Source organism: Fructobacillus sp. CRL 2054, assembly GCF_028764065.1.
Classification (GTDB): Bacteria; Bacillota; Bacilli; order Lactobacillales; family Lactobacillaceae; genus Fructobacillus.
The window spans coordinates 60,130-77,867 of the sequence record NZ_JACOFN010000005.1; the positions used below are offsets into that span (position 1 = coordinate 60,130).

Annotated in this window: 15 protein-coding genes; all 15 read left to right on the plus strand. The window is 46.3% G+C overall.

Annotation, left to right across the window (positions count from 1 at the left end):
- Positions 1 to 9: 9 nt before the first annotated feature.
- The 15 genes from H7198_RS03370 to H7198_RS03440 all read left to right on the plus strand — a co-directional run bounded on the left by H7198_RS03370 (position 10) and on the right by H7198_RS03440 (position 17,710).
- Positions 10 to 1,098 (plus strand): carbamoyl phosphate synthase small subunit, encoded by a 1,089-nt coding sequence (locus H7198_RS03370; protein WP_274458375.1) that lies wholly within the window; start codon positions 10 to 12, stop codon positions 1,096 to 1,098.
- Complete coding sequence (gene carB / locus H7198_RS03375) at positions 1,091 to 4,273, plus strand: carbamoyl-phosphate synthase large subunit (protein WP_274458376.1); 3,183 nt, start codon at positions 1,091 to 1,093, stop codon at positions 4,271 to 4,273. Before H7198_RS03370 ends, carB begins: the two co-directional genes overlap by 8 nt.
- Before the next feature lies 1 nt (position 4,274).
- On the plus strand, positions 4,275 to 5,210 hold the full coding sequence (locus H7198_RS03380; RefSeq protein WP_274458377.1) for a dihydroorotate oxidase: 936 nt from the start codon (positions 4,275 to 4,277) through the stop codon (positions 5,208 to 5,210).
- 11 nt (positions 5,211 to 5,221) lie between these two features.
- Entirely contained in the window at positions 5,222 to 5,950 is a 729-nt protein-coding gene (pyrF, locus tag H7198_RS03385; protein WP_274458378.1) for an orotidine-5'-phosphate decarboxylase, read from the plus strand.
- A gap of 15 nt (positions 5,951 to 5,965) precedes the next feature.
- Positions 5,966 to 6,595 (plus strand): orotate phosphoribosyltransferase, encoded by a 630-nt coding sequence (pyrE, locus tag H7198_RS03390; protein ID WP_274458379.1) that lies wholly within the window; start codon positions 5,966 to 5,968, stop codon positions 6,593 to 6,595.
- Positions 6,596 to 6,809: 214 nt separating this feature from the next.
- Positions 6,810 to 6,908 carry a putative holin-like toxin gene (locus H7198_RS03395; protein WP_274458418.1) on the plus strand — a complete coding sequence of 33 codons (99 nt, stop codon included), beginning with the start codon at positions 6,810 to 6,812 and terminating at the stop codon, positions 6,906 to 6,908.
- Between the two features lie 654 nt (positions 6,909 to 7,562).
- A complete protein-coding gene (locus H7198_RS03400) occupies positions 7,563 to 9,185 on the plus strand; it encodes a CTP synthase (protein WP_274458380.1) in 1,623 nt (540 codons plus the stop codon).
- 84 nt (positions 9,186 to 9,269) lie between these two features.
- Positions 9,270 to 11,069 carry an excinuclease ABC subunit UvrC gene (gene uvrC, locus H7198_RS03405; RefSeq protein WP_274458382.1) on the plus strand — a complete coding sequence of 600 codons (1,800 nt, stop codon included), beginning with the start codon at positions 9,270 to 9,272 and terminating at the stop codon, positions 11,067 to 11,069.
- 202 nt (positions 11,070 to 11,271) lie between these two features.
- Entirely contained in the window at positions 11,272 to 12,045 is a 774-nt protein-coding gene (locus H7198_RS03410) for a nicotinamide mononucleotide transporter (protein ID WP_274458383.1), read from the plus strand.
- A gap of 164 nt (positions 12,046 to 12,209) precedes the next feature.
- Positions 12,210 to 12,980, plus strand: a complete 771-nt coding sequence (locus tag H7198_RS03415; RefSeq protein WP_274458384.1) for an ABC transporter ATP-binding protein — start codon at positions 12,210 to 12,212, stop codon at positions 12,978 to 12,980.
- A gap of 1 nt (position 12,981) precedes the next feature.
- Entirely contained in the window at positions 12,982 to 13,725 is a 744-nt protein-coding gene (locus tag H7198_RS03420; RefSeq protein WP_274458385.1) for a hypothetical protein, read from the plus strand.
- Complete coding sequence (locus tag H7198_RS03425; protein ID WP_274458386.1) at positions 13,726 to 14,415, plus strand: hypothetical protein; 690 nt, start codon at positions 13,726 to 13,728, stop codon at positions 14,413 to 14,415.
- 181 nt (positions 14,416 to 14,596) lie between these two features.
- Positions 14,597 to 15,916: a GTPase ObgE gene (obgE, locus tag H7198_RS03430; RefSeq protein WP_274458387.1), complete on the plus strand. Its 1,320-nt coding sequence runs from the start codon at positions 14,597 to 14,599 to the stop codon at positions 15,914 to 15,916.
- Positions 15,917 to 16,036: 120 nt separating this feature from the next.
- Positions 16,037 to 17,383, plus strand: coding sequence for a DEAD/DEAH box helicase (locus H7198_RS03435; RefSeq protein WP_274458388.1), 1,347 nt, complete (start codon positions 16,037 to 16,039; stop codon positions 17,381 to 17,383).
- Positions 17,384 to 17,416: 33 nt separating this feature from the next.
- The gene (locus tag H7198_RS03440) at positions 17,417 to 17,710 is read left to right on the plus strand and encodes a hypothetical protein (RefSeq protein WP_274458389.1); all 294 of its coding nucleotides are present in this window, start codon (positions 17,417 to 17,419) and stop codon (positions 17,708 to 17,710) included.
- The last annotated feature ends 28 nt before the right edge of the window (positions 17,711 to 17,738 follow it).

The following is a 17,738-nucleotide window of genomic DNA, read 5'->3' on the forward strand; positions in this document are numbered from 1 at the left end:
GAGAATGGGATGGAACGCTATTTAGTTTTAGAGAACGGTTCGATTTATCAGGGACAGGCCTTCGGGGCTGAAGGAGAGTTGTTGACGGAGGCGGTTTTCTCGACGGGGATGACCGGCTACCAGGAAACCATGACGGATCCATCTTATTACGGCCAGAGCATGGTCTTTACTTACCCATTGATTGGGAACTACGGCATTAACCTCGATGATAACGAAGCGGATGCACCAGCGGTGGATGCGATTATCGTGAAAGAGTTAGCGCGCCGACCCTCGAACTTTCGCTCAGTGATGTCAGTCGGTGACTACGCCAAGGAAAACGGCGTGGTTGGGATTCAGGGAGTCGACACCCGTAAGTTGGCAAAAGAAATTCGCCAGCAGGGTTCTATGAAAGCGGTTATCGTCAACTCCTTGGATCAAAGTCGCATCGATGCGCTCTTTGCTCAGGATTACGACCAATTGTTGCAAGAGAAGCGAGCACAACAGGTTGTAGCGTTACCACGGTTGAGCAAGGAAGAGGCGGAACTACATGTGGCCTTGATTGACTTTGGAATGAAGGATTCGATTTTAAAGGCGCTGGAAAAGCGGGGGATTGCGGTAACGGTCTTCCCGGCGAACAGCGACTTTGATACAGTAGCGGCCAGTCATCCGAACGGGGTGCTCTTGTCGAATGGACCGGGGAACCCAACGGATTGTGACTTCGCTTATCCGTTGATTCGCCAGTTGCAGGAACATTATCCATTGCTCGGTATCTGCCTGGGCCACCAGCTCTTCGCTTTGGCCAATGGTGCGGAAACCTACAAGATGAAGTTTGGCTACCGCGGCTTTAACCACGCGGTTTGGGATGTGAATCAGCAGGCCAAGCACTTTACCTCGCAGAACCATGGCTACGCGGTTGATGCCCAGTCGTTGGTCGATACGGACCTCGAGGTGACTCACGAGGAAATTAATTCCCGTTCGGTTGAGGGTGTGCGCCTGAAGAACCGGCCGGCCTTCTCCGTTCAGTTTCACCCGGATGCCTGCCCTGGCCCCCACGATTCAGAGTATATTTTCGACCAATTTGTCTCATTAATGACAACAAAGGAGCTCGTCAATGCCTAAACGAAATGATCTTCATAAAATTTTGGTAATCGGTTCTGGTCCAATTGTGATTGGACAGGCCGCGGAGTTTGATTATTCAGGTTCACAGGCCTGCTTAGCCCTGAAGGAAGAGGGCTATGAAGTGGTTTTGGTAAATTCTAACCCAGCCACCATCATGACCGATGAAGAGGTCGCGGACAAAGTTTACATGGAACCACTGACCAAGGAATTTTTAAAGAAGATTATTTTGGAGGAAGAACCCGATGCGATTCTACCAACTTTAGGTGGGCAGACCGGGCTGAACTTGGCCAAAGAACTGGCCGACTCTTCGCTCTTAAAGGAAAAAGGAATTGAGTTACTCGGAACCAAGTTAAAAGCCATTGAACAGGCCGAAGACCGACAGCTTTTTAAGGACCTCATGTACGAATTGGAAGAACCCGTTCCAGCATCGGCTATCGCAACAACGGTGGAAGAGGCTCAGGCTATCGCAGCAAAGATTGGTTTCCCATTAGTTGTTCGACCAGCCTATACGCTGGGTGGTTCCGGTGGGGGATTTGTCGACAACGAGGAAGAGTTACAGAGCATTGCAACCCATGGCTTGGATCTTTCTCCGGTGAACCAAGTGTTGATTGAACAGTCGATTGCCGGTTTTAAGGAAATCGAGTTCGAAGTGATGCGAGATTCTTCCGACAACGCCTTGATTGTTGCCAGCATGGAAAATGTGGATCCTGTCGGAATTCACACTGGGGACTCAATTGTTGTATCGCCAACCCAAACCCTAGCGGATCGAGAGTACCAGATGATGCGGGATGCGGCCTTGAAGATTATCCGTGCCCTAAAAATTGAGGGTGGCGTGAATATCCAAATGGCGCTGGACCCCAACTCCTTTAACTACTACATCATCGAAGTGAACCCCCGGGTTTCCCGGTCATCGGCTTTGGCTTCCAAGGCAACTGGGTATCCGATTGCCAAGATGGCGGCAAAGATTGCGACCGGTTTGACTTTGGATGAGATTAAAAATCCGATTACACAGACGACTTGGGCGGTTTTCGAACCAGCCTTGGATTACGTGGTAACTAAAATTCCGCGTTTCCCATTCGATAAATTTAAGGAAGCGAACCGAGACCTGGGTACTCAGATGAAGGCGACTGGAGAAGTCATGGCCATTGGTCGAACCTTTGAGGAATCCCTGCAAAAGGCCGTCCGTTCGCTGGAAGTTGACCAAAAGGATTTGACTGGGGAAGGCTATCATGACCGTTCGGTTGAAGAGATGTTAGCCGACTTGATGCCAGGAAAAGAAGACCGAATTTTTGTCCTAGCGGAGTTAATCCGACGGGGTGTCACGCTAGAAGAAATCCATGATATTACTAAAATCGATTTCTTCTATCTGGATAAGATTCAGCACATTGTTGAAATCGAGCAGGCCTTTCAAAAGAATCCAGCCGATGCCAAAGTCTTGAAGAAGGCGAAGGTGTACGGCTTCTCAGATGCAACGCTGGCAGCCTTATCCGGAACAAATGAAATGGCAGTCCGGTCCGAACGCTTGGCCGACGATATTCGTCCGGTTTATAAGATGGTGGATACAGCTGCCGGGGAGTTTGAGTCCAAGACGCCTTACTACTACGGAACCTATGAGGACGAAAACGAGTCAATCCGAACGAAGCGACCATCGGTTTTGGTTCTAGGATCAGGACCAATTCGAATCGGCCAGGGAGTCGAGTTCGACTACGCCACGGTGCACGCAGTGAAGGCTTTACAGGCCGCCGGCTACGAAGCGATTATCCAGAACTCTAATCCGGAAACGGTCTCAACCGACTTTGCCATCTCGGACAAGCTCTACTTTGAGCCATTGACGCTTGAAGACGTGTTAAACGTGGTGGACCTGGAACAACCTCTGGGTGTTTTGGTCCAGTTCGGTGGCCAAACCGCCATTAACTTGGCAGAAGGCTTGGTTAAGGCCGGGGTTCGATTGCTTGGTACCAATCTTGAAACCATTGATGAAGCCGAAGACCGGGACAAGTTTAATAAAGTTATGGACGAGTTAAATTTGATTCAGGCCGATGGGGCGTCGGCGACAACGGAAGAAGAGGCGGAAGAAACTGCCAAACAAATTGGTTATCCACTCTTAATTCGACCATCCTATGTGATCGGTGGGCGAGGGATGGAAGTCCTCGACAATTCGATGGAATTAAAACGTTATATGAAAGAGGCCGTGAAAGTCTCCCGGGACCATCCCGTTCTGCTTGATTCCTACCTGACAGGGCAAGAAGCAGAGCTGGACCTTATTTCGGATGGAAAAGACGTGGTGATCCCCGGCATCATGGAGCACGTCGAGCGGGCCGGCATTCACTCCGGTGATTCCATGTCGGTCTATCCACCACAGCGCCTCTCATTGGATGTTCAGGAGCAAATGATTCTAGCTGCTACAAAGTTGGCCCGTCGTTTGAAAGTCGTCGGTTTGATGAACGTACAGTTCGTCATTCACAACAAGAAGGCCTATGTGATTGAGGTGAACCCACGAGCTTCACGAACTGTGCCTTTCTTATCGAAGGTAACGAAGGTGCCGATGGCCCAGTTAGCAACTTTGGTTTCATTGGGGCACTCACTGAAGGACTTGGGCTATAGTTCTGGTTTGGCCGAGCAGTCCAAGCGGGTGCACGTCAAAGCACCAGTCTTCTCCTTCGAGAAGTTGCCAGACGTTAACCAAACGCTGGGCCCTGAAATGAAGTCGACAGGGGAGGCGATTGGTTCGGCCGCTACCTACCCAGAAGCCTTGAAGAAGGCCTTTCTATCAGCTAAGTTGCCTGACTTAGCGGTAGATGCCAAAGTCTACCTGAGCTTTTCTGCAAAGGAAGAGGACGAGGCGTTGCCACTAGTTGAGCAGTTGGTCGAATCCGGAAAACAGCTCTTGGCCTCTGGCCAGACGGCGGACTTCTTGGAAAAGTCGAACTTCACCATCCAGCGAATTGAGAGCGACCGGGAACTGGTGGAACATTTTGCTTCGGCGGATATTGACCTGGTGGTCGATACCATCGATTTGTTGGAAGAGGAAGCGCCACTGCAGGCCCGGATTCGTGAATTAGCGACGGATGACGGTCGACCAATCTTGACCGCCATTGATACCTTTGCCGCCTTCTGCCAGGCCATGGCAGTTGAAAGTGAGACTTTATCAGTACAAGCATTAGGAGATGAATAAAATGACAGAAAAGAATTTGAAAACTGAACTTGCCAACGTCGCCTTTGATAGTCCTTTGTTGAATGCCTCCGGTATTCACTGCCAAACGGCTGATGAGTTAGCGGACCTTGCCGCAACGGCCAACTTGGGCGGAATCGTGACCAAGTCAGCGACCCTTCTTCCTCGTCAGGGAAATGAGAATCCACGCTACTATGACTTGGCTTACGGTTCGATTAACTCAATGGGCTTACCAAACTTGGGCTATCCCTTCTACTTGGACTACGTGCAAAAGGAAGAGGCCAAGCCAACCATCCTTTCAGTAGCCGGTTTGTCAGCTGACGATGTGATTGAAGTACTCCGGGACGTCCAAAATTCCGATTACCAAGGACTAACGGAATTGAACCTCTCTTGCCCAAACGTGATTGGTAAGCCCCAAACAGCCTACGACTTTGTCGCCACTCGCAAGGTTTTGGAACGTGTCTTTGAATTCTTCACGAAGCCAATCGGTGTGAAGTTGCCACCTTACTTCGATTTGGTTCACTTTGATCAAATTGCGGCGGTTCTAAATGACTTTCCACTGACGCACGTTAACACGGTTAACTCGGTTGGAAATGGTTTAGTGGTCGATATCGAGAAGGAGCAGGTGGTGACCAAGGCCAAGGGTGGCTTTGGGGGCCTTGGCGGTGCCATGATTTTGCCAACGGCGCTTGCCAACGTTCGCGCTCTTCGTCAGCGCTTGAATGACAGTATTGCCATTATCGGAACCGGGGGTGTCACGACCGGTGCTGATGTCTTCGCTCACATTCTCTGTGGGGCCGATATGGTTTCAGTTGGAACGCAGGTGATTAAAGAAGGCTTGGAGGTCTATGACCGTTTGACCCAAGAATTGCAAGAGATTATGGATGAAAAGGGCTATACAAGTTTGGCGGACTTCCGTGGTAAGTTGCAGGAGCTATAAGGGGAGAAAAGATGAGCCAATCACTGATGGTGGCCTTTGATGTGCCAGATAAAAAAGCAGCCTTAAAACTGGCTGAAGAACTGGGTGGCGGCCAAGGTAAGACTGCCAAAGTCGGAATGGAACTCTACTATAAGGAAGGGGCTGCGGTTGTGCAGACTTTGCAGGAAGAGGGCTTTGCCATTTTCTTGGACTTGAAGCTCTTTGACATCCCCCACACCGTTGAAATGGCCATGCTGCAGTTAGCCCGACTCGGCGTTGACTTCGTGACTGTTCACGCCTTGGGTGGTAAAAAGATGTTGCAGGCGGCTAAGCGTGGGTTGGAAGATGGTGCTGCTGAAAGCGGTTTGCCCGCACCAAAGTTGCTTGCGGTAACGGAATTGACGTCCATTTCTGAAGCAATTTTGAGGGATGAGCAAAATTGCCGATTAGGGCTGACTAAACAGGTTGAACAGCTAGCCTTACTGGCCAAGGACGCTGGTTGTGACGGTGTGGTCTGCTCGGCTTTGGAGGTAGCGGATTTGCATCGAGTAGTCGGGGATGATTTCTTCTACTTGGTTCCTGGTATTCGGATGGCTGACGACCAGGCAGGCGACCAGGTACGTGTGGCAACGCCGTCTAAGGCAAGATCCTGGGGAGCTTCGGCCATCGTCGTTGGTCGGCCAATCAATCAGAGTCCGGACGCCAAGACAGCCTATCAGACATACTTAGCCGACTGGCAAGGTTTCGAGCAAGAAAAGTAAGAAGGGGAGCGGACGATGACTTTACAAACAGAAATTATAAAGCAGTTGATTGACGAGCAAATTGTGAAATTCAAGGAAGAGGGTCATTTTACCTTTGCTTCCGGTATTCACTCACCAATTTACACGGATTTGCGCCAGACAATTTCCTATCCGAAGACGCGTAAGGACATCACGAAAGCCTTAGTAGAATTGGTTAAGGCCTACTACCCTGAAACAACGGTGATTGCCGGGGTGGCAACGGCAGGGATTCCTCAAGCAGCCTTGGTAGCCGATGAGCTAAACATGCCAATGGTTTACGTTCGTTCCAAGCCCAAGGACCATGGTACGAAAAGTCAAATTGAAGGCGTGATTCGAGAAAAGGACCATGTTCTCTTGATTGATGATTTGATTTCAACGGGTGGTTCCGTTTTGAAGGCCGCCGAAGCGGTAAAGCGTGCTGGCTACCAGGTTAACGGTGTGCTCAGTATTTTCTCCTACGGCTTCCCGGATGCTAAGCAGAACTTTGAGGATGCTGGTCTGACTTTTCAACCAGTTATCACTTACTCAGATTTGTTAGCCCGTTATCAGGAACGGGTGGGGATGCCGGCTGATAAAGTTGCTTCCTACCAATCCTGGCATGAAGATCCATGGCATTGGGCCAAGTGAAATGTAGTAAACAAAGTACAAATTAATTGTATAGAAAAGGCTCTGCGTCGCTTGCAGAGCCTTTTTATTGAACATTTTTATGTTGACTTTTCTGTTATAATTTCGGCATAGAAACAAGTGAGATGGTGGCTATCCTTTCTACTGTAAAGGAGGTGATGTATATGGTTGTAAAAACCAATACTCAAATCCGAAGAAAGGAGATGCCTAGGTGCCGGTGACGGATGCCTTACAGCTGATGCTAGTTTTTGGAATTCTTATTCTGAATCTACTAGCACTCGTTGTTGAGCTTATTAAATTAAGCAATAAAAAATAACTATCTTTCGCTTTGGCGGCCTTAGATAGTTATTAATACACTACAGGGTAGTTACCGTTTGACGGGTTTCTAGGAGCAATCGAGTTGCTGCTCGGTTGCTCTTCTTTATGTCTTCATTATATTCTCACGATGATATTGCTGCAAGTATTTCAATCGTTCAGTTATGAATTGTTGTAATAGTTGATTTTACTTTGTAGTCTGATTCTGAATCTACTAGCACTCGTTGTTGAGCTTATTAAATTAGGCCAAAAAAAATAACTATCTTTCGCTTCGCCGCCTGAGATAGTTATTTATAACTAATAAAGGATAGCCGCCGTTTGACGGGTTTCTAGGAGCAATCGAGTTGCTGCTCGATTGCGCGCTTCTTTATGTCTATATTATATCTCCGTTGGAGGACATATTAATAGTTCAAGACATGAATGATTGTCATAATTCACTGAATTATAGATACAAATATGTGGTCCAGCTTAAATTTAAAAAAATCTTGACATCCCCCATGGCAATCAGTAATATATATTAGGGCTCACATTTAATGTGAATACGTTTAATAGCTCCCAAGCATTGGCTTGGGAGTTTTTCTATTTTATATATGCCTGGTTGACCGAAACCCATCGGAAAGACACCAGCAGTTTTGGCAAAGCTACAGGAGGCAGTATGGCTAAGAAACAAACCAAGTATATTTTCGTTACCGGTGGAGTTGTATCTTCACTTGGTAAGGGAATCGTGGCAGCATCATTGGGACGCTTGTTGAAGAACCGCGGACTCAAGTTGGCTATCCAAAAGTTGGATCCATATATCAACATCGATCCAGGTACCATGTCACCATACCAACACGGTGAAACATACGTGACGGGTGATGGTTTGGAAACTGATTTGGACATGGGACACTACGAGCGTTTCATTGATATCAACACGAACATGTACTCAAACGTGACGACTGGTCGAATCTACTCAGAAGTTTTGGCTAAGGAACGTCGTGGTGACTACAACGGTGCCACTGTTCAGGTTATTCCTCACATCACAAACGCCATCAAGGACAAGATTGTCAAGGCCGGTGAATCAAAGGATGCCGACGTTGTTATCGTCGAAGTTGGTGGAACTGTTGGTGATATCGAATCATTGCCATTTATCGAAGCTTTGCGTCAGATGAAGTCTGACTTTGGTAACGATAACGTCTTCTACATCCACACGTCATTGATTGTTTACTTGCGTGCGGCTGGTGAAGCCAAGACGAAGCCAACACAACACTCAGTGACACAGCTACGTTCAATGGGTATCCAACCTGATATGTTGGTTTTGCGTACTGAAAAGCCATTGACTGATTCATTGATTGAAAAGTTAGCAACCTTTACGGATGTTAACCCAGACGCCGTTGTGGAATCACGCGACGTTGAGACTTTGTACGAAATTCCTTTGAACTTGCAAGCACAACACATGGATGACGTTGTTTTGAACAAGTTGAAGTTGGATGCACCTGAAGCGGACATGACGGAATGGAAGCAAATGGTTGAAACCATCAAGCATCCTAAGAACACTGTCAAAGTCGCAGTGGTTGGAAAGTATACTGACCTTCCTGATGCTTACATCTCTGTTAACGAATCATTGAAGCACGGTGGTTACAGCGAACAAACGGATGTTCAAATCGACCACATCAAGTCTGAAACGGTAACGCCTGAAAACGTTGCTGAAAAGTTGAAGGACTACGATGGAATCATGGTTCCTGGTGGATTCGGTGCCCGTGGAACTGAAGGTAAGATTCAAGCTATCAAGTATGCTCGTGAAAACAACGTGCCATTCTTGGGTGTCTGCTTGGGTATGCAATTGGCTTCTGTTGAATTCGCCCGTGATGTATTGGGATATGCCGATGCCAACTCAATCGAGTTGAACCCAGAAACGATACACCCAATCATCTCACTGATGAACGAACAAAACGAAGTGACAAACCTTGGTGGAACACAGCGTTTGGGATTCTACCCAACGTCACTTTTGCCAGGAACGAAGACAGCCGCTGCTTACGGCAACGTTGCCGAAGTTGACGAACGTCACCGTCACCGTTATGAATTCAACACGGAATACCGTCAAGAATTCGAAGATGCTGGTATGATTTTCTCAGCCACATCACCTGACAACAAGTTGATGGAAGTTATCGAATACCCTAAGAACGACTTCTTCATCGCTGCTCAGTACCACCCAGAATTCATCTCACGTCCAAACAAGCCAGAAGGTTTGTACCACGCCTTTATCAAGGCTGCGATTGCTGAAAAGGCATCAAAGTAATCTGGGTAATTTAAATCAAAAAGTATCAAAAAAAGACCGCTGTCCAGGCGGTTTTTTTGATACGAAAAAGGATATAATGGACCTATGCTAGCTAATCCCTCAAAACATATTGAAGATAAACTATCCCTTTTACCAAGTGAGCCTGGTTCTTACCAAATGAAGGACTATACCGGCAAAATTATTTATGTCGGGAAGGCAAAAAATTTAAAGAACCGTGTTCGATCCTACTTTAAGCAGGATCACGACGGGAAGACGGCGGAACTGGTTGCCAACATTGTCGACTTTGACTTCATCGTGACCAACTCCGATAAAGAAGCCTTTTTGCTCGAAAACGAGCTGATTAAAAAGTATAAGCCTTACTACAATATTCGATTGAAGTACGGAACCGGTTATCCCTACATTAAGATTACCCAGGAACGTAATCCTCGACTGGCTTTGGTTTCCGAGGTGAAGAAGGATGGGGCCTTTTACTTTGGACCTTATCCAAACGTCTATGCGGCTCAGGAAACCTTACACTTCTTGGAAAAAAACTATCCGCTGCGCCGTTGTAAGGGCAGGCAGGGGCGCCCCTGTCTCTACTATTCGATGGGACAGTGTTTGGGTGCCTGCTTCAAGTCCGTGCCGATGGCTGAATACGATGCCCAAGTGGATCGAATCAAGCGTTTTTTGTCCGGCGATACCAAAGTCGTGAAGAAGCGTTTGGCAAAGGAGATGGAAGAGGCAGCCGAGAAGATGGAATTCGAACGGGCTGCCGACCTACGTGACCAGCTGAAGTACATCGATGAAACGGTCGAAAGTCAGCGTGTCCTTTCGAAGGATTCAACGCCACGAGACCTCTTTAACTATCACATGGATAAGGGTTGGATGACCGTTTCCGTCTTCTTCCTCCGTCAGGCCCGTTTGATTCGGCAGATGAAGCAGACTTTTGCCGTGGTGTCAGATGGTGTGGACGAGCTGACGACTTTTATTCAGCAATTCTATTTACAAAAGAACATTCAAAAGCCCAAAGAGGTCTTAGTACCCAAGGTGGTGGATGCCGATTTGATGTCACAAGCCTTGGATTTGCCAGTCCGCACACCGGTCCGTGGCGAAAAGAAGGACCTCTTGGACTTGGCTGAAAAGAACGCTCGCATCGCGTTAGAAGAAAAGTTCCGTTTGATGGAGCTAAACGAGCAGAAGACCACTCAGGCGATGAAGGAAGTGACCGATGCCCTCGGTATTTCGATGGGACACCGTATTGAAGCCTTCGATCACTCCCACACGCAGGGGGATGAAATCGTTTCGGCCATGGTCGTTTTTGAAGATGGACGTCCAAACAAGGATTTGTACCGAAAGTATAAGATTCACTCGACTAACCACGCTGATGAGTGGCTGGAAACGCAGGAAGTGATTCGTCGTCGATACTCCCGTTTGCTGAAAGAGCACGAGGATATGCCGGACTTAATCCTAATGGACGGTGGGATTGCCCAGTTGCATGCTGCTAAAGAAGTCTTGGAAGACGAGCTTGGCTTGGATATTCCGATTGCGGGGATGGTGAAGAACGACAAGCACAAGACGGCGGATTTAATTTCTGGTAAAACGGAAGAAATCGTGCCCCTTGATCACCACTCCCAGGGATTCTTCCTGGTGCAACGTGTTCAAGACGAAGTGCACCGCTTCGTTATCACATTTCACCGAAAGTCCCGCTCGAAAAAGTCCTTGGCTTCTCGTTTGGATGCCATTTCTGGTGTTGGACCAAAGACCCGTCAGAAGCTGTTGAGTAACTTTGGATCCCTGACTAAGATTGAAGAGGCTTCACCAGAAGAATTACAAGAATTGGGTCTGTCGAAGAAGACGGCTCAGTTGATTCACTGGACGCTGTCCCAATCGAAGGTCGAAAAGTAAATCATTCAAAAGTCAGTGGGTGAAAGCTTGCTGATTTTTTTATTTGAAAAAATGAAATCTCTCCCTTTTGTTCGGGGTAAAAAGTAAATTTGACAAAGATAAATAGGGTATAATTGGATTAATTTACCTGATGGTAAATGAAAAAACACGAGCGTTGCTTCCGACACGGCTCGTCTAAAAAAACAAGAGGAGGTGAACAGTGATGTTCACAAAAATTAACAAAGCACTGCATATGACCTTTTTTAAGGGAATGGTTGATTTATTTGACCTTCTCGGTGTCGCCATGGTGTTGGCGGTTGCCTGGTACATGCATTTTCTAACAACGCCATTGTCAGCTCTTCATTTCTTTCACGGTGCACAGGGCTATTGGATGACGACTTTTCCAGCAGTTGGAATTATCTCAACACTGTCGGCCGTTGCCTCCATTACGTCCACGCGTTTCATTGCCAAGCAATACAACCTTGGTAACTGGATTTCATGGATTAACGTAATTTTTGCCGGGCTACTTGATTTTGGTTTTGGTAACATGGGGGCTTGGTTAACCTACCCAATTTCGGTTGTAACGAATTACCTACCAACCCGTATGAAGGAATGGACCGAAAATAAAACGCCGAAGAAGGCCAAATGGTACGTGGTATTTCCTTTGATTATCGTGGCATTTGCGCTTTCATTTGGGTTGAATTACTTAGGTTATGAACTATGTCATTGGCCAGTTAATACGGTCTACTACCTGGCTTCCATCACCTTCGGCTTGGCGTTGACGGCTGATGTGTTGAACATTTTCAAGGTGCAAGATCAATGGTACTTCTGGAGTATCTATAATTTTGCTAACTTCGGCAAGGCCTTAACGCAAGGAAACTTTGCCAACGTTGGTAAGTACTCCTATTACATTGTGAATTCGCTCTGGGCAGTGGTTAGCTGGGCGAAGAAGCCAAAGCAGGAACTAGATACCGTCAAGGTAGATAGTAATAAATAAAGAATTGATAAAGTCAGTGGGCGGGAGCTTGCTGACTTTTTTAGTTGGATAAAATGCGTCGCATAGCTGATTTAATATTTAAAATTAGAATATCATTAGAAAAATATAGACTTTACTTGTGCTCCCCCGCTATAATGAAGTATCTTAAAAAGGGGAGACAAAAAATGAGCGATAGAGAGAAGACGCCCATTCTAATGGTTCACAACCTTCATAAAAAATATAAGGATACGCCGGTGTTGAAGGGCTTATCTTTCGATGTTTATCCAGGTGAGATTGTCTCTTTTATTGGTCCTAATGGTGCTGGTAAAACGACTTTATTAAAAATATTAGCTGGCTACTTGACGGCTGATGCTGGCCAGGTAATGGTAAGTGGACGGAATTTAACCAACCATCTGAGCGAACTAAACCAATTGGTTAGTGTTGTATTTGGTGGCAGTAACGGCTTTTACCGCAATGCCACGGTGGAAGAAAACCTTTTCTTTTTTGCCACGTTAATGGGAATCAAACGTCGTGAACGTGCCAATCGTGTGGCTAAAGTCTTGAAACAAGTTGGATTGAGTGAGAAGAAGAGACAGCGCGTTTCGAATTTATCGATGGGGCTCTTGCAACGTTTGCACATTGCACGTGGTTTATTGAAAGAAAGTCCAATTCTACTCTTAGACGAACCGACCAATGCTGTTGATGCAGCAACGGCACAACGGCTGCGGCAGTTAATTACTGAAATTGCAGGAGAAGGCCGTTCGATTATTTTAACTAGCCATATTTTGCACGAGGTGAGTGATTTAGCAGATGATATTCATTTGCTCTACGATGGTCAAATACGCTTTTTTGGTACGGTGGAGGAAATGGCCTCGGCCTCAGGCCTTCAACAAATTGATCGCCCGGCGACTTTGGAAGAATCTTACCTGGCTTTCATGAAGAAGTTGGGAGGCTAGGATGGATTTCTTTAGAATGTATGCTTTTCACTTAAAGCGTTATGGCAGTCAGTCTTATTTTGCTTGGCTTGTGTTGACTAGCACTGTCGGTCTACTGCTTTTAAGGTATTTAGTTGTCTATGCTAATGGCCAATCGTTAACGAGTCACGATGTTTTGATGGCAACGGTTTTAGGTCTGTGGAACAGTGCGATTACGGCAGCGGGCATTTTACATTTTCAACGCTCACAGGGGGTACTCGTTTATCTAGTCAATGCTGCTCAAAATACTTGGCAATCGCTGGCAGCTTTGGTATCGTCTTCAGCAACTTTTGGTTTGATTGCTTTTCCGATTGCAGAAATCACAGCCTTTTTGCTAAATGGTGGGAGTTGGCCAACGATAAGCGGGCATGAATTTCTAGCACTTATTCTCTTTTGGTTAGCGGCTTTACCAATGACCTATGTCTTAGCCGCCTTGTTTTTATTAACGCGTAACGCATTCGTCTATGAAAGCCTCTTTGCAACGCCAGTTTTGATCCTATCAGGCCTTTTCGGGGATGGCTTTTTAAAGGGAAAGGTCTTACAGGCATTATCCGAATTGGTTCCCATTCGTTTTCCAATTCAATTGTTATTTGATGGTAGCAACTGGGAAATGTCTCACTTTATCTACTGGGTATTGGTGATTTTTTGCTGGCTAGCAGTGGCCACAATTGCGGTCCGTAACATCCTTCAACGAGTTCGTGTGAGCGGTGAATTGGAGGTGCTGTAGATGGTGATTCGTACGTTAATCAAAAATCTCTCGATTTTTAGTAACTGGCAAACAATGCTTGTGACCTTCCTGTTGGAACCGGCGTTTACCGTCCTTTTTTATATCTTACTAACGGGACAACATATTAGCGGCCAAGCACTTTGGCCCTATCTGTCACTCATGATGGGAATTCAACTAATTGTAATCCTGGCACAGTTACTCGTTAAGGTTCGAGACAATGGTTTACTATCGGTAATGTTTGCTAACGCCCGTTGTTTGATCATTTACCTCGGATCAATTGCCCTGATTGCTTTTACTTTATCGGTTCTTCAAGGTTGTTTACTCTACATAACCTTTGCCTTGTTCAGTGGAAAAGTCACACTGACATTTCATGTTGTGATGTGGCTGTTCATTTCCGAGTGTTTTACATTACTCTTCGGTTTGTTAGTGACCCTGCCTTTCTTACAAAAGGAGAATCCGTATTTTGGTAGTAATCTTTTGGTCGCTGCTTTACCCATCCTTTCGGCAACCTTGGTACCCATCACATCCTATCCAGAATGGCTAGGTTCGATTAGTCGAATTCTGCCTTTTTGGCTGATGCAAAGTGCCTTAAGGAGAGAGAGCATAGGTGCTCAATGGTTGCGGGTATATGGATTACTAACTGTCTTATTACTCTTTCATTTTTTGAGAAAACGACTGAAAAGTGAATAGAGTGAACTTTATAAAATGTATACCGAATGGTGTACATTTTTTGTCGTTTTGAGACTTTTTATAGATGAAAAGAAAGGTATAATTAAATTTATATTGCACTTTTACCGCTATACAGTCCCGTTGTTCCATGATATACTTAAATGTCTGTTACACGATTGAATAAAAGGAGAGAGACCGGTTCATGGCATTTGTTGATCAAGCACAAGTTGAATTAAAAGCCGGCAAGGGTGGCGATGGAATCGTCTCCTTCCGACATGAAAAGTTCGTCGCCATGGGCGGTCCCTTTGGTGGGGACGGCGGCCATGGTGGTTCGATTATCCTAAAGGTAGACGAAGGTCTACGTACTTTGATGGATTTTCGTTATAACCGTCATTTTAAAGCCCAATCGGGTGGAAAAGGTGGAACCAAGGGGATGACAGGGGCTTCTGCGGAAGACCGTATCATTTCTGTTCCTCAAGGAACCATTGTCACGGACGCTGACACTGGTGAATTCTTGGGTGACATGGTCCACGAAGGGCAAACATTGGTTGTTGCTCGTGGTGGTCGTGGTGGCCGTGGAAACATCCACTTCGCCACACCTGCCAACCCAGCTCCTGAATTGTCTGAAAACGGAGAGCCTGGACAAGTTCGTCACATTAAGTTGGAACTCCGTGTTCTTGCGGATGTTGGATTGGTTGGCTTCCCATCAGCCGGTAAGTCAACTTTGCTTTCCGTTGTTTCAAACGCTAAGCCAAAGATTGCTGCTTACCACTTTACGACGATTAACCCAAACATTGGAATGGTTCGACTTTCAGACGACCGCGACTTTGTTATGGCCGATTTGCCAGGGTTGATTGAAGGTGCTTCTGAAGGTGTTGGACTTGGATTCCAATTCCTCCGTCACGTTGAACGTACCCGTGTTATCTTGCACCTTGTTGATATGTCAGGTATCGAAGGACAAGATCCATACACGCAATATCGTAAGATTTTAACTGAGTTGGAGCAGTACGATGCCACAATCTTAGAACGTCCACAAATCGTTGTGGGTACTAAGATGGACATGCCTGATTCAGAAGAAAACTACGAAAAGTTTGTTTCTGAAGTGAAGGCTGATTCTGGTTTGAAGTTTGAACCGGAAATTATGGCGATTTCAGCTGTTACTCATAAGGGTGTTGATGACTTGCTTCGCGCAACGGCCGACATGCTTGATAAGGCATCAGTTCCTGAATCATATAAGGTTGAGGAAGAAACGGACGCTGAAGCAAAGCTTTACAAGTTTGAAGAAGACCAGGCCGATGTATCTGTCGACTGGAATGATGAACTTGATTGCTGGATTATTTCTGGTCCTGAAGTTGAAAAGTTGGCCGCAATGACTAACTTGCAACGTGAAGCAACGATTATGCGATTTGCTCGTCAATTACGCCACATGGGTGTTGATGATAAGCTCCGCGAAGCGGGTGCTAAGGACGGCGATGACGTTCGTATCAATAACACAAACTTCATTTTTGAATATTCTGATTAAAAAAAGACCTGGGCGACCGGGTCTTTTTCATCAGGATGAGTAGCAATTTTTGCAAAGAAATTTTATGAGCCCAACTGCTATAATAAACATAGATATCTAGTCCGACTAGCGGAGAATTACATGATTTTACCTGAATTACAAGAAGAATTTGATAAGCATTTCCAAGAAAAGACAGCCATTCAAGAAGCGCTTTTTGACCGTTTAGCTGATGGTGAATCCGTTTTTGGTTTAGCGCCAACGGGTTCTGGAAAGACTTTGGCCTTTGCTTTGCCATTACTTTCCCGTCTTGATTTAACAAAGAAGGGCCACCAACTCTTAATCTTGGCTCCTTCTCAGGAACTGGGTGCGCAATTGGCACAGGTTATTCGTCCTTATGCGGCTTTGATTGGTGTCAAAGTCGCGGCCCTGATCGGTGGTGCCAACGGAAAGCGTCAGGCCGACAAGTTGAAGAAGGAGAAGCCAGCCGTTGTTGTTGGTACCTTGGGCCGTATTCAGACCATGATTGATGGGAAGGCCTTGAAGACGAACCACTTCACGATGTTGGTTGTCGATGAGGCGGATGCGACTTTGACAGACGAACACGCGGCGGAGCTGGAAAAGTTAGCTGATAACTTGCCCAACTTACAGCAGGTTTCCTTGTTCTCTGCTACTTCTGGGGTTGATTTGGCTTGGGTTGAACGACTCTTTGGTCAGTCAGTTAAGCCAGTTTCAGTTGGACAACGCTCACCTGAAACGATTGATCATACTTTCTTACACGTTGATGGCCGTGCCAACCATAAAGTTTTGATTGAGTTGGCTCGTCGTCACGTGCAAGCCTTGGTTTTCTTTAACTCCATTAACGCCTTGGTTGCCGCACAGGCTGCTTTGCGTCACGAACACGCCTCCGTGATGTCCGTTGGTAATAACGAGAAGTCCCATTTAAAGCGTGCCGATGCCTTGCAGGCCTTTAAGAAGGGGAAACTGGACTTGCTCTTGGCAACCGATGTTGCTGGCCGTGGTTTGGATATTACGGGCTTGCCATTGGTTGTGAACGCTCAAGTACCACGTAACCTGACGACCTATTTGCACCGTTCCGGTCGTACTGGCCGTGCCGGGCAACGTGGCCAGGTCTTGACACTTGGAAATGACCACGATATTCGAATGTTAAAGCAGTACTTGCCGGATGAATTGGAATTGAAGAAGTTTTCATGGGCATCGGTTGCCGATAAGAAGAAGCCATCAGCGCAGGTGGTTTCTGATGAGCCGGCTGCTGTATCCATCGCATCAACGAAGCGAACAAAGCCAACAGCAGTTAAGACTACTACCGATTCAAACTCTGTTAAGAAGCCCGGACAGGGGTATGCTGCTCGTAAGGCTGCTCAACGGAAGCAAGAAGACCCAAAGACTTTGAAAAAGGCGAAGCAGAAGCACCAAGCTCGTAAAAAGAAGAACAAGGGAAAGCCAAAGTGGGCTCAGAAACGAGATTAATTTGTTCTGATTGTTCATTTGGAGAGACTAATAATGAATAATAAATTACACGATCGTATTAAAAAAGATTATGAAGGCGGCCTCTATAGTCGTAACTATGACTATAAAACGGAATCAAACGTCTATGGTCAAAACACTCTAAAAGAGTTACGTGCCGACTATGCTTCTGGTGCACAGAAGTTTCGTGAAGATTTACGAAATGGACATGTTCGTCGCTGGCATACGTTCCCATTGCTGCGTTTAACGAACCGTTTGCTTGGCGGTCGTATGCAGGAAACCATTGATTTTATTCGTGGCTATAAGGATGAGGCTAAGAAGCCTCGTTAATAAAAAAGCAGCAACCGTTTGGTTGCTG

Coding starts and splice junctions, on each gene's coding strand:
- H7198_RS03370 (WP_274458375.1), top strand. CDS start 10: ATGGAACGCTATTTAGTTTTAGAGAACGGTTCGATTTATCAGGGACAG.
- carB (WP_274458376.1), top strand. CDS start 1,091: ATGCCTAAACGAAATGATCTTCATAAAATTTTGGTAATCGGTTCTGGT.
- H7198_RS03380 (WP_274458377.1), top strand. CDS start 4,275: ATGACAGAAAAGAATTTGAAAACTGAACTTGCCAACGTCGCCTTTGAT.
- pyrF (WP_274458378.1), top strand. CDS start 5,222: ATGAGCCAATCACTGATGGTGGCCTTTGATGTGCCAGATAAAAAAGCA.
- pyrE (WP_274458379.1), top strand. CDS start 5,966: ATGACTTTACAAACAGAAATTATAAAGCAGTTGATTGACGAGCAAATT.
- H7198_RS03400 (WP_274458380.1), top strand. CDS start 7,563: ATGGCTAAGAAACAAACCAAGTATATTTTCGTTACCGGTGGAGTTGTA.
- uvrC (WP_274458382.1), top strand. CDS start 9,270: ATGCTAGCTAATCCCTCAAAACATATTGAAGATAAACTATCCCTTTTA.
- H7198_RS03410 (WP_274458383.1), top strand. CDS start 11,272: ATGTTCACAAAAATTAACAAAGCACTGCATATGACCTTTTTTAAGGGA.
- H7198_RS03415 (WP_274458384.1), top strand. CDS start 12,210: ATGAGCGATAGAGAGAAGACGCCCATTCTAATGGTTCACAACCTTCAT.
- H7198_RS03420 (WP_274458385.1), top strand. CDS start 12,982: ATGGATTTCTTTAGAATGTATGCTTTTCACTTAAAGCGTTATGGCAGT.
- H7198_RS03425 (WP_274458386.1), top strand. CDS start 13,726: ATGGTGATTCGTACGTTAATCAAAAATCTCTCGATTTTTAGTAACTGG.
- obgE (WP_274458387.1), top strand. CDS start 14,597: ATGGCATTTGTTGATCAAGCACAAGTTGAATTAAAAGCCGGCAAGGGT.
- H7198_RS03435 (WP_274458388.1), top strand. CDS start 16,037: ATGATTTTACCTGAATTACAAGAAGAATTTGATAAGCATTTCCAAGAA.
- H7198_RS03440 (WP_274458389.1), top strand. CDS start 17,417: ATGAATAATAAATTACACGATCGTATTAAAAAAGATTATGAAGGCGGC.